12 protein-coding genes, 1 other RNA gene and 4 pseudogenes are annotated in these 11,797 nt (G+C 41.0%); all 17 read left to right on the top strand.

Translation table 11 applies throughout. From position 1 onward, the window contains the following. The first annotated feature begins 128 nt into the window (after positions 1-128). The 17 genes and pseudogenes from tadA (at position 129) to RYL77_RS08030 (ending at position 11,730) form a co-directional block, all read left to right on the top strand. Positions 129-596: a tRNA adenosine(34) deaminase TadA gene (gene tadA, locus RYL77_RS08110; protein WP_033682847.1), complete on the top strand. Its 468-nt coding sequence runs from the start codon at positions 129-131 to the stop codon at positions 594-596. Between the two features lie 34 nt (positions 597-630). Beyond that, an RNA gene (gene ffs / locus RYL77_RS08105) (signal recognition particle sRNA small type) lies at positions 631-726 on the top strand. Positions 727-782: 56 nt separating this feature from the next. Next, entirely contained in the window at positions 783-1,226 is a 444-nt protein-coding gene (locus RYL77_RS08100; RefSeq protein ID WP_000701987.1) for a dUTP diphosphatase, read from the top strand. Between the two features lies 1 nt (position 1,227). Beyond that, the gene (locus tag RYL77_RS08095; protein ID WP_263394213.1) at positions 1,228-1,767 is read left to right on the top strand and encodes a histidine phosphatase family protein; all 540 of its coding nucleotides are present in this window, start codon (positions 1,228-1,230) and stop codon (positions 1,765-1,767) included. Between the two features lie 10 nt (positions 1,768-1,777). Then, a pseudogene (locus tag RYL77_RS08090) lies at positions 1,778-1,939 on the top strand (DNA repair protein RadA); the annotation flags it as partial. After that, positions 1,935-2,237: pseudogene (locus RYL77_RS08085) on the top strand (isochorismatase family protein); the annotation flags it as partial. The pseudogenes RYL77_RS08090 and RYL77_RS08085, both read left to right, overlap by 5 nt. Before the next feature lie 18 nt (positions 2,238-2,255). Next, entirely contained in the window at positions 2,256-2,771 is a 516-nt protein-coding gene (locus RYL77_RS08080; RefSeq protein WP_315010913.1) for a histidine phosphatase family protein, read from the top strand. 10 nt (positions 2,772-2,781) lie between these two features. Further along, positions 2,782-4,146, top strand: coding sequence for a DNA repair protein RadA (radA, locus tag RYL77_RS08075; RefSeq protein WP_135783528.1), 1,365 nt, complete (start codon positions 2,782-2,784; stop codon positions 4,144-4,146). Between the two features lie 72 nt (positions 4,147-4,218). After that, the gene (locus RYL77_RS08070; protein ID WP_004237611.1) at positions 4,219-4,716 is read left to right on the top strand and encodes a carbonic anhydrase; all 498 of its coding nucleotides are present in this window, start codon (positions 4,219-4,221) and stop codon (positions 4,714-4,716) included. A gap of 24 nt (positions 4,717-4,740) precedes the next feature. Beyond that, complete coding sequence (locus tag RYL77_RS08065) at positions 4,741-5,556, top strand: PrsW family glutamic-type intramembrane protease (RefSeq protein WP_315010912.1); 816 nt, start codon at positions 4,741-4,743, stop codon at positions 5,554-5,556. A 145-nt stretch (positions 5,557-5,701) separates the two neighbouring features. Continuing rightward, on the top strand, positions 5,702-6,670 hold the full coding sequence (locus tag RYL77_RS08060; RefSeq protein ID WP_033682853.1) for a ribose-phosphate diphosphokinase: 969 nt from the start codon (positions 5,702-5,704) through the stop codon (positions 6,668-6,670). 118 nt (positions 6,671-6,788) lie between these two features. After that, positions 6,789-7,724 carry an Rpn family recombination-promoting nuclease/putative transposase gene (locus RYL77_RS08055; RefSeq protein WP_315010911.1) on the top strand — a complete coding sequence of 312 codons (936 nt, stop codon included), beginning with the start codon at positions 6,789-6,791 and terminating at the stop codon, positions 7,722-7,724. A gap of 186 nt (positions 7,725-7,910) precedes the next feature. Further along, positions 7,911-8,861, top strand: a complete 951-nt coding sequence (locus RYL77_RS08050) for an Rpn family recombination-promoting nuclease/putative transposase (protein WP_315010910.1) — start codon at positions 7,911-7,913, stop codon at positions 8,859-8,861. 7 nt (positions 8,862-8,868) lie between these two features. Continuing rightward, positions 8,869-9,277: pseudogene (locus RYL77_RS08045) on the top strand (hypothetical protein); the annotation flags it as partial. Beyond that, positions 9,278-9,656, top strand: a pseudogene (locus RYL77_RS08040) (hypothetical protein); the annotation flags it as partial. 373 nt (positions 9,657-10,029) lie between these two features. Next, a complete protein-coding gene (locus RYL77_RS08035) occupies positions 10,030-11,385 on the top strand; it encodes a hypothetical protein (protein WP_315010909.1) in 1,356 nt (451 codons plus the stop codon). Between the two features lie 69 nt (positions 11,386-11,454). Next, on the top strand, positions 11,455-11,730 hold the full coding sequence (locus RYL77_RS08030; protein WP_315010908.1) for a hypothetical protein: 276 nt from the start codon (positions 11,455-11,457) through the stop codon (positions 11,728-11,730). Positions 11,731-11,797: the final 67 nt, after the last annotated feature.

Here is an 11,797-nt window from a genome sequence, read left to right as displayed (position 1 = left end):
AGTTAGTTGAACCGCCGTATGCCGAACGGCACGTACGGTGGTGTGAGAGGGGCTAAAGATTATCCCCTACTCGATTGTTGGGAATCATGATATAATAATAAAATCGATAAGTAGGAAAAGGGAAATTGATGAATTATACAGTTGAAGAAAAAGAAGCCTTTATGAGGGAGGCTTTGAGAGAGGCTGAGATTGCTCTTGAACACGATGAAATTCCAATTGGTTGTGTGATTGTCAAGGACGGAGAAATCATTGGCCGTGGGCATAATGCGCGTGAGGAATTGCAGCGAGCGGTTATGCATGCGGAGATTATGGCTATAGAGAATGCGAACTTGAGTGAGGAGAGCTGGCGCTTGCTGGATTGCACGCTTTTTGTGACCATTGAGCCTTGTGTCATGTGTAGTGGGGCGATTGGGCTCGCCCGTATTCCAAACGTGGTCTATGGGGCTAAAAACCAGAAATTTGGCGCTGCTGGGAGTTTGTACGATATCTTGACAGATGAGCGTCTCAACCATCGTGTGGAGGTTGAAACGGGAATTTTGGAAGATGAATGCGCAGCTATTATGCAGGACTTTTTTAGAAATAGACGGAAAAAATAATTTTGCTTTTAAAATGAAGAGGAATGTGATATAATAAACAGTGGAGCAACAGTTCTGCGTGAAGCGGGTCAGGGGAGGAATCCAGCAGCCCTAAGCGATTTGAATTGTGTGCTCTTTTTTTCGTGCTTTTTCCGAATAAATAAGATAGAATAATCTAGAATAAATGATAATAGAAAAGAGAAGATGATGAAAATTCGTGGTTTTGAATTGGTTTCGAGTTTTACAGATGAGAATTTATTGCCAAAGCGTGAGACAGCGCATGCGGCTGGTTACGACTTAAAGGTTGCTGTGCGCACAGTTATCGCTCCAGGAGAGATTGTATTAGTTCCGACAGGGGTTAAGGCTTATATGCAACCGACTGAGGTTCTCTATCTCTATGATCGCTCTTCAAACCCTCGTAAGAAGGGTTTGGTTTTGATTAATTCAGTTGGGGTCATTGATGGGGATTATTATGGCAATCCTGGGAATGAAGGGCATATTTTTGCTCAGATGAAGAATATTACAGATCAAGAAGTTGTTCTTGAAGTTGGGGAACGTGTGGTCCAGGCTGTCTTTGCTCCTTTCTTAATTGCAGATGGAGATGCGGCTGATGGCGTTCGAACTGGTGGTTTTGGTTCAACTGGTCACTAGGATGAAGATTATCTTTGTACGTCACGGGGAGCCAGATTATAGTATGCTTGATAAACTTGAAAATCCGCAACTCTATAGTGGTTTTGGTCGTGATTTAGCACCATTGACAGGAAAAGGTCGCAGTTTGGCAAAAGAAGTTGCTAAAACTGCATGTTTTGGAAAGGCAGAGATTATTATTTCATCGTCTGTGACGAGGGCTTTAGAAACAGCCCATTATATAGCAGTTGAAACAGGATTGGACTTATTTGTGGAGCCGTTTTTTCATGAGTGGCGTCCAGACTTAGATGGCACTAACTCTGATTTAACTAGTGTATTGGTAGCTCATGAATATTATCTAAAACATCAAGGAGGTTTATCTGAAGATTCTCCTTATCGCTATGAAACTGATCTAGAGATGCGTCATCGTTTTTTAAGAGCTTTGGAAAAATATAAAAATTATAAAACTATTATCATTGTAACTCACGGAATGCTCATGCGCCAATTTGTACCAGACGAGAAGATTGATTTTTGCCAAGTGATTGAATGTGAGATAGAGATATAGAAAGAGGTTTATTATCGCAAAGAAAAAGGCGACATTTGTGTGTCAAAATTGTGAATATAATTCCCCTAAATATCTGGGATGTTGCCCCAACTGTGGGTCTTGGTCTTCCTTTGTAGAAGAGGTTGAGGTTGCCGAGGTCAAGAATGCGCGTGTGTCCTTGACAGGTGAGAAAAGACAGAAAGAAGAAATTTGCGACCGGCTTGCTGCTTGTCTCTTCTCGTATCTTTGAGAAGCGTCGGGCTTCTTGCTTTACTAATCCAGATTTAAAAGATTTTTTAGAGGAAAACGGTGCTAAAAGCATAGAGTTTATAGGGGTAGATGGCAATGTCTGTGTTAAGGCTTCCGTTTTGGCAGCTACCAAGGAGAATTATCAGGTTTCTGTCGATTTGTCTGCTGTCGGAGTTGCCAACCAGAAGAAATTCTCTAAAACACTGAAGCAGTGGCAAGATTGCGGAATCAAGATTGGATAGTTTTATGGGGATCTTAATATGAAAATTATTTTTATCCGTCACGGGGAGCCAAATTACCGTGAGTTAGAGGAGCGTTCTTATACGGGATTTGGGATAGATTTGGCGCCCTTGTCTGAGAAGGGACGGCAGCAAGCTCAGGAACTGAGCACCAATCTTTTACTCCCTTCAGCTGAAATAATCATATCTTCTTCAGTCACAAGAGCTTTAGAAACGGCTTCTTATGTGGCTTGTGTTACTGGACTTCCTTTGAGAGTGGAGCCTTTATTACATGAATGGCAGGTCTATGAAAGTGGCACAGATAATTTTGAAAAAGCTCGTACTATGTTTCTAGAAAATAAGGGGGAGTTACTTCCTAATAGTCCTATTCAATATGAGACAGTTACGGAAATGAAGTCTCGTTTTCTAGAATGCATGGCTAAGTATCGAGATTACCAGACCGTTATAGTGGTAACTCACAACATGCTCATACGTCAGTTTGTGCCAAATGAGAAGATTGATTTTTGCCAAGCGATTGAGTGTGAGTTAGAGATATAGAAAGAGGTTTATCATCGCAAAGAAAAAAGCGACATTTGTATGTCAAAATTGTGGGTATAATTCCCCTAAATATCTGGGACGTTGTCCTAACTGTGGGTCTTGGTCTTCCTTTGTAGAAGAGGTTGAGGTTGCCGAGGTCAAAAATGCGCGTGTGTCCTTGACAGGTGAGAAAACCAAGCCCATGAAACTGGCTGAAGTAACTTCTATCAATGTCAATCGAACCAAGACAGAGATGGAGGAATTCAACCGTGTACTTGGAGGCGGAGTGGTACCAGGAAGTCTCGTCCTCATAGGTGGGGATCCTGGGATTGGAAAATCAACCCTTCTCCTACAAGTCTCAACCCAGTTGTCTCAAGTGGGGACTGTTCTCTACGTCAGTGGGGAGGAGTCTGCCCAGCAGATTAAGCTACGAGCAGAGCGCTTGGGAGATATTGATAGCGAGTTTTATCTCTATGCAGAGACCAATATGCAGAGTGTTCGAGCTGAGGTGGAGCGCATCCAACCAGACTTCCTCATTATTGACTCTATTCAGACTATTATGTCTCCTGAGATTTCAGGGGTGCAGGGATCTGTTTCTCAAGTGCGTGAGGTGACGGCTGAACTTATGCAGCTGGCCAAAACTAATAACATTGCCATCTTTATCGTAGGTCATGTGACCAAGGAAGGAACCTTGGCTGGTCCTCGTATGCTAGAGCATATGGTAGATACAGTGCTTTACTTTGAAGGGGAGCGTCACCATACCTTCCGAATCTTGCGAGCGGTCAAAAACCGTTTTGGTTCTACCAATGAAATTGGAATTTTTGAGATGCAGTCGGGTGGCTTAGTTGAGGTGCTCAATCCGAGTCAAGTTTTCCTAGAGGAGCGTTTGGATGGGGCGACTGGTTCGTCAATCGTTGTGACCATGGAAGGGACGCGTCCGATTTTGGCGGAGGTTCAGGCTTTGGTAACACCGACCATGTTTGGAAATGCCAAGCGTACGACGACAGGACTTGATTTTAATCGTGCTAGCCTGATTATGGCTGTTTTGGAAAAACGAGCAGGTCTTCTCTTGCAAAATCAGGATGCTTACCTCAAATCTGCTGGCGGTGTCAAATTGGATGAACCTGCCATTGACTTGGCTGTTGCTGTTGCCATTGCTTCGAGCTACAAGGACAAGCCAACCAATCCTCAGGAATGTTTTGTGGGAGAACTGGGCTTGACAGGAGAAATTCGGCGCGTGAATCGTATCGAGCAACGCATCAATGAAGCTGCTAAACTGGGTTTTACTAAGATTTATGTACCTAAGAATTCCTTGACAGGAATCACTCCGCCCAAGGAAATTCAGGTCATTGGAGTGACAACGATTCAGGAGGTTTTGAAAAAGGTCTTTGCTTAATTTGTGACAAATCCTCTTAAAAATGATAAGATAGGAGAAATATTTGACTATCAAATTTTCAAGGAGGGAATCGTGTCGTATTTTGAACAGTTTATGCAAGCCAATCAGGCTTATGTTGCCCTACATGGGCAGTTAAATCTGCCACTTAAACCCAAAACAAGAGTAGCCATTGTGACCTGTATGGACTCTCGTTTGCACGTTGCACAAGCTTTAGGATTGGCACTTGGGGATGCTCATATCTTGCGGAATGCAGGTGGTCGAGTGACTGAGGACATGATTCGTTCGCTAGTTATTTCCCAGCAACAAATGGGGACAAGAGAGATTGTGGTATTGCACCATACAGACTGTGGTGCTCAGACCTTTGAAAATGGACCTTTTCAGGAGTATTTAAAAGAGGAACTAGGTGTCGATGTGTCAGACCAGGATTTCTTGCCCTTTCAAGATATAGAGGAGAGTGTACGTGAGGACATGCAACTTCTTATCGAGTCTCCCCTAATACCAGACGATGTCATTATCTCTGGTGCCATTTACGATGTGGATACAGGAAGTATGACAGTTGTAGAATTATAAACACTTCATTTAGAAAGAAAGTGTATGAAGAAAAACAGCATTTTATTTATTTTTATCTTATTGCTATGTATTGGTTTACAATATGAAACCATCTACTATACGGATGGTTCGATGTCAGATGCGGAATATGGACTAATGGGAGTTTCTATCTTTCTAGCTCTCTTTTACATGATTCCGGCTCTTTATTTCCTTTTCCGTATTGGGAAAAAATGGGAATTGCCAAAGAATGCCTTGATTTTGTCTTTATTGGGTGGGATGTTCCTTTCAGGCTGGTTGTCTAGCTTTGTGAATACTTATATCCATGATTTACTGGGTATTCTTTTCCCAGATAGTGCATTTTTAAATGCCTTTGAAAGTGCGATTGTGGCTCCTTTGGTAGAAGAACCCTTGAAATTATTGCCACTTGTCTTTGTTTTAGCTTTGATTCCTGTACGAAAATTAAAATCTTTGTTTTTACTAGGGATTGCTTCTGGTTTGGGATTCCAAATGATTGAGGATATTGGCTATATTCGTACGGATTTGCCAGAGGGATTTGACTTTACTATTTCGAGAATTTTAGAGCGTATCATCTCAGGTATTGCCTCTCACTGGACTTTTTCAGGTCTAGCTGTAGTAGGTGTTTACTTGCTGTACAGAGCCTATAAAGGACAGAAGGTTGGCAAGAAACAGGGACTTATTTTCCTAGGTTTAGCCTTGGGGACTCACTTCCTGTTTAACTCTCCTTTTGTGGAATTGGAGACAGAGTTGCCTTTAGCGGTTCCAGTGGTTACAGCTATTACTTTCTATGGTTTTTATCAGGCTTATCGCTTTGTTGAGAAGCACAATGAGTTGATGAACTAGAATATTTTTCAAAAGAATGATGCAAGGGTACAAATATGGTGCCCTTCTTTTATTTTTGATTGAAAAATAGTGTAAAAAGCGCTACAATGGTAGATGGAAAAATCTTGTGAAAAGCACAAGCGATACATATATACCGGAGGAAATCATGTCTTTTTCTGATTTAAAGCTGTTTGCCCTTTCTTCTAATCAAGAATTGGCAAAACGTGTGGCGCAGGAGATTGGGATAGAGTTGGGGAAATCAAGTGTTCGCCAATTTTCAGATGGAGAGATTCAGGTCAACATCGAAGAATCAATCCGTGGGAAACACGTCTTTATTCTACAATCAACTAGTTCGCCTGTAAATGACAATCTGCTTGAAATTTTGATTATGGTAGATGCTTTGAAGCGTGCGAGTGCAGAATCTGTCAATGTTGTCATGCCTTACTATGGGTATGCACGTCAGGATAGAAAGGCGAGAGCGCGTGAGCCAATCACTTCAAAACTGGTCGCAAATATGCTTGAAGTAGCTGGAGTAGATCGTTTATTGACAATCGACTTGCATGCTGCGCAGATTCAAGGATTCTTTGATATTCCTGTGGATCATTTGATGGGAGCTCCTCTGATTGCGGATTATTTTGAGCGTCGTGGCATGGTTGGTTCTGACTATGTGGTTGTCAGCCCAGACCATGGAGGGGTGACTCGTGCTCGTAAGTTGGCAGAATTTTTGAAAACATCTATTGCTATCATTGACAAACGTCGTAGCGTTGATAAGATGAATACCAGTGAAGTCATGAACATCATCGGTAAGGTAGAAGGCAAGACTTGTATCTTGATTGATGATATGATTGATACGGCTGGAACGATTTGTCATGCGGCAGATGCCCTTGCAGAAGCTGGTGCTGTTGAAGTCTATGCAAGCTGTACGCACCCAGTTCTTTCTGGTCCTGCTATGGACAATATCCAAAAATCAGCTATCAAGAAATTGGTTGTTTTGGATACAATCTATCTGCCAGAAGAGCGTTTGATTGATAAGATTGAGCAGATTTCAATCGCTCATCTCCTAGGGGATGCTATTGTACGTATCCATGAAAAACGCCCACTTTCTCCACTTTTCAGTATTGAGAAAAAGATTTAATGACCAAGCCTGAGATGATTCTCAGGTTTTTTTCGTCTCTTTTCCGAATAAATAGATAGAGTCAGTGAATCTAGTAAACCTAGATTTAAAACTGTGGTATAATAAAAGGAGGAAAAGGATGATTTTAAGACATCCGGGCATCAGCCCAACCAATGATTTGGTTGCTAAGAAAATCTTTAGCAATCCAGAAATCACTTGTCAATTTATCCGCGATATGTTGGATTTACCAGCAAAAAATGTGACTATTTTGGAGGGAAGCAATATTCATGTCTTGCCCACTACGCCTTACTCGGCGCAGGATTTCTATACCAGTATAGACGTCTTAGCGGAGTTGGATAATGGTACGCAAGTAATTATTGAGATTCAAGTTCATCATCAGAATTTTTTCATCAATCGCCTGTGGGCTTACCTTTGCAGTCAGGTCAATCAGAATCTTGAAAAAATTCGCCAACGTGAAGGTGATACCCACCAGAGTTATAAATATATTTCACCAGTATATGCTATCGCTATCGTGGACAGTAATTATTTTCAAGATGACTTAGCCTTTCACAGTTTTAGTATGCGAGAGGATACGACAGGTGAAGTTTTAACAATCACAAACAACGGTCAGGAAAACCATCTGGTCAAGATGGCGTTCTTGGAACTAAAAAAATACAGAGAAACCAGCAAGGATAGTATTCGCAAGCCATGGTTGGAGTTTTTTGGGAATAAGCCCTTTACCCAGCAACCAGAACGAGCCATCAGCCAGGCAGACCAACTGCTAGACTATAAGAGCTGGTCCGAGGAGGACAGGAAAATGTTTAGTCAACTACGTATGCGTGAAGAACAGGCATTATTGGCTCATGATTATGCCTTGGAACAAGCTGAAGAAAGAGGATTAGAACGTGGTATTGAACAGGGACTGGAGCGTGGGAAAGTTGAAGGAAGAGAAGAAGGGAAACTTTTTGCATTTCTGGATATGGTACGCCAACATGTTTTAACTTCCGAATTTGCAAGTGATCAATTGGGTATGACTGTCGCTGAGTTTGAGGCGCTGTTAGAAAGGCATAAGTAAGAAATCTGTGGACAAACGTTATGTAATATGAAAATAACTAAAAAGGATAGCTAAATTTCTTGATGTAAAAGAGATTGGCTATCTTTTTTGTTAGGAAAGTTTGGACTTTTCCTTTTCTTTTTCGAATAATATAGATAGTAGCAGTGAATCTAGATTTAAAAATGTGCTATAATGAAAGGAGGAAGTATGACTGTACGTCATCCGGGCATCAGCCCAACCAATGACTTGGTAGCTAAGAAAATCTTTAGCAATCCAGAAATCACTTGTCAATTTATTCGCGATATGTTGGATTTACCAGCCAAAAATGTAACCATTTTGGAGGGGAGCAATATTCATGTCTTGCCATCCCTGCCTTACTCGGCTCAGGATTTTTACACTAGTATAGACGTCTTGGCGGAGTTGGACAACGGTACTCAAGTAATTATTGAGATTCAAGTGCATCATCAGAATTTTTTCATCAATCGCTTGTGGGCTTATCTATGTAGTCAGGTCAATCAAAATCTTGAAAAAATTCGTCAGCGTGAAGGTGATACTCACCAGAGCTACAAACACATTGCCCCAGTATACGCTATTGCTATTGTCGATAGTAATTACTTCTCAGATGACTTGGCTTTCCACAGTTTCAGCATGCGAGAGGACACGACAGGTGAGGTCTTAACTATCACAAACAATGGACAAGAAAACCATCTAGTCAAGATGGCGTTCTTGGAACTAAAAAAATACAGAGAAACCAGCAAGGATAGTATTCGCAAGCCATGGTTGGAGTTTTTTGGGAATAAGCCCTTTACTCAGCAACCCGAGCGAGCCATCAGCCAAGCAGACCAACTGCTAGACTACAAGAGCTGGTCCGAGGAGGACAGGAAAATGTTTAGTGAACAGCGCAGGCGTGAAGAACAAGCCTTGTTAGCGCAGGACTATGCCTTGGAACAAGCTGAAGAAAGAGGATTAGAACGTGGCCTTGAACGTGGCCGCACAGAGGGCCTTGAACAGGGACTGGAGCGTGGAAAAATTGAAGGAAAACTCTTTGCTTTCCTAGATATGGTTCACCAAGGCCTTCTGACTTCAGAGATTGCCAGTCAGCAGTTGGGTATGACTGTCTCTGAATTTGAAGAATTATTGAAAGACCATCATAAATAAGACCTAAAAATACAGAGAAACCAGCAAAGATAAGGTTCACAAGCCGTGGTTGGAGTTTTTTTGGGAATAAACCCTTTACTCAGGAACCCGAGCGAGCCATCAGCCAGGCAGACCAACTGCTAGACTACAAGAGCTGGTCCGAGGAGGACAGGAAAATGTTTAGTCAACTACGTATGCGTGAAGAACAGGCATTATTGGCTCATGATTATGCCTTGGAAACTGCTAGGGCAGAAGGGATTGAACAGGGGTTGGAACGTGGTATTGAACAGGGACTGGAGCGTGGAAAAGTTGAAGGAAGTTTGTCTATGCTACTAAATCTAGTACGTCAAGGTCTTCTAACACCTGAGGTTGCGAGTGAGCAATTGGGCATGTCAGTAGCTGAGTTTGAAGAACTATTGAAAGAGCATCACAAATAAGAACTTAACAAATACAGAGAAACCAGCAAAGATAGCATTCGTAAGCCGTGGTTGGAGTTTTTTGGGAACAAGCCTTTTACTCAAGAACCCAGAGCGAGCCATCAGCCAAGCAGACCAACTGCTGGACTATAAAAGCTGGTCCGAGGAGGACAGGAAAATGTTTAGTCAACTACGTATGCGTGAAGAACAAGCCTTGTTAGCACAGGACTGTGCCTTGGAAACAGCTAGGGCTGAGGGGATTGAACAGGGACTTGAACGTGGGAAAGTTGAAGGAAGTTTGTCTATGCTACTAAATCTCGTTCGCCAACATCTCCTGAGTTCAGAGGTTGCCAGCCAGCAATTAGGTATGTCAGTAGCTGAATTTGAGGCTTTATTATGAGTTCAATCTTTATATAGTAGAAAGTTTATGAAATGGTAAGTGTTATCCAAATACTTGCCGTTTTTACTTGACTTTTACAAGGGGTTGTAAGATAATATCAGAGAAGTAAGTTCTGTCTAACTATCTATATAGTTTAGATATAAAAGATATCATCTGAGGGATGAGTAGTTGCGAAATGTCAACTTGGAGGCTAGAGTATTTCAGGGGGAATTTTTTCGCGAGTTAGTTTTCTTCTCCTTTTTTCGAAGAAATAGGTAAAAAGTTTAAAAAACATAAGAAAACTCTTGACAAATCCTGCAAATATTTATATACTGTATGGTAGTAAGATAGTCTTACGAAAAATAATATAATGAAAAACAAAGGAGATAAAACGATGAAAAAAGTTTTATTGACAAGCGCAGTCGCTCTTGCAGCATTTGGTGCTGTTCAAGCTGTTTCAGCTGATGATTCATATGCAACTTTAATTAAGGATGCTCTTGGAGTTAAGGTCAGTGAGGAAGTTAAAGTTGATGATGCAGTAGCTAAGGTTAGAGCTCTTCAACCTGTTGTAAATGCATTGCGTGCAGCTAATTCAACTCTACAAGCTTCAACAAAAGCTCAAAAGGCAGCAGAGGAAAAACTTGCAGAAGCTCAACAAGCTTATTCTGATGCTGTTAAAGCTCTTCGTGATGCTGAACTAAAAAAAGGTGATGCAGAAGGACAAAAAGCAATTTTTACAGAATTACGAGCAAAAGTAGATGATAAGACAGCTAAAGATTCAACAGACTTGGAAGCTAAAAAAGATCAATTAGGTGAAAAAGAAGAAGGTAAACGTTCAGGAGCATATAAAGCATTAGATGAAGCTAAGGTAGCCTTGGAAAAAGCTCAGGACGACGTTAATAAGCAATATGATAAAAAACCACTTGGTGGTGATGTAGAAGCTACAACGAAATACGAAGCTAAAAAATTAGAACTTGAGTCAGTATTGGCAAAAGCTCAACAAGCTTATTCTGATGCTAATGAAAAAGTTTCTACTTTGGAAAAAGAAGTTAAAGAGCTAGATGCTACTGTAAAAGCAGAAAAACAAGACTCTGAAAAACTTACAAAAGCTATTGATGCTTTGACTAAAGCAATTTCTGACGGTACAGGTCTATTGGAAGAAGGTCAAACTTTTGCTAAGCTAGTAGATGTTAAGAATGCTAAATACAAAGCAGTTGAAGATGCTACTACTAAGTTGTTCGGTGCAGATACTGCGCTAAGAACTGCGAAAGCTGATTATAAAGACAAAGAAGAAAAAGCTAAAGCTGCATACAAAAAAGAAAATGTAGCATTCGTATTGGAAGATGTTATTAAAGCAGACACACCAACTCCAGCAGCTGTAGTTAAATTCGGTTGGAATAAAGATACTAAAGGTAACTGGACTTATGTAGTAGACTCAAAAGGTACAAAAGCAACAGGTTGGGTTAATGATCAAGGAACTTGGTACTACCTAAATGCTGAAGGTATTATGCAAACTGGTTGGGTTAAAGATAACGGTACTTGGTACTACTTGAAATCATCAGGTGCAATGGCAACTGGTTGGGTTAAAGATAACGGTACTTGGTACTACTTGAAATCATCAGGTGCAATGGCAACTGGTTGGTATCAAGTTGGTGGTAACTGGTACTACTCATACGCATCAGGAGCTCTTGCAGTAAGTACTACTACACCAGATGGTTACACTGTAAATGCAAACGGTGAGTGGGTTTAATTTTAAATAATTGACTCATAACAGGAGAGAAATCTCCTGTTTTTTTTGCTTTTTGTCAGCTATAGTGGGTTGAGTTTTGTCTATATCACTGGCTGGCAAAAGATTGATGGTAAGACCTACTACTTTGAAACTGATGGAGTAATGAAAAAAGGCTTACTAACCTTAGGGGATAAACAATACTACCTAAATGAAAAAGATGGTATTTTGACACCCAATATTGCTGTAATTGATGGTAAAAAATTCTTTATTGATAATGAGGGAAATCGCTCTGTTGGATGGAAGAAAATTGACGGTGACTGGTATTATTTAAACGATTTAGGTGCCATGATAACTGGCTGGTTCTAAGTTGGAGGTAAATGGTACTATTCATACCCATCAGGAGCTTTGGCGGTGAATACAACTATCGATGGTT

The organism is uncultured Streptococcus sp. (assembly GCF_963516515.1).
GTDB lineage: Bacteria > Bacillota > Bacilli > Lactobacillales > Streptococcaceae > Streptococcus.
The sequence above is the reverse complement of the archived record's forward strand: the minus strand, read 5'-3'. Positions and strand labels throughout refer to the sequence as shown.

Bases quoted from the DNA above. Each gene is read 5' to 3' on its own strand.
- tadA (WP_033682847.1), top strand. From the start codon at position 129: ATGAATTATACAGTTGAAGAAAAAGAAGCCTTTATGAGGGAGGCTTTG.
- RYL77_RS08100 (WP_000701987.1), top strand. From the start codon at position 783: ATGAAAATTCGTGGTTTTGAATTGGTTTCGAGTTTTACAGATGAGAAT.
- RYL77_RS08095 (WP_263394213.1), top strand. From the start codon at position 1,228: ATGAAGATTATCTTTGTACGTCACGGGGAGCCAGATTATAGTATGCTT.
- RYL77_RS08080 (WP_315010913.1), top strand. From the start codon at position 2,256: ATGAAAATTATTTTTATCCGTCACGGGGAGCCAAATTACCGTGAGTTA.
- RYL77_RS08065 (WP_315010912.1), top strand. From the start codon at position 4,741: ATGAAGAAAAACAGCATTTTATTTATTTTTATCTTATTGCTATGTATT.
- RYL77_RS08060 (WP_033682853.1), top strand. From the start codon at position 5,702: ATGTCTTTTTCTGATTTAAAGCTGTTTGCCCTTTCTTCTAATCAAGAA.
- RYL77_RS08055 (WP_315010911.1), top strand. From the start codon at position 6,789: ATGATTTTAAGACATCCGGGCATCAGCCCAACCAATGATTTGGTTGCT.
- RYL77_RS08050 (WP_315010910.1), top strand. From the start codon at position 7,911: ATGACTGTACGTCATCCGGGCATCAGCCCAACCAATGACTTGGTAGCT.
- RYL77_RS08035 (WP_315010909.1), top strand. From the start codon at position 10,030: ATGAAAAAAGTTTTATTGACAAGCGCAGTCGCTCTTGCAGCATTTGGT.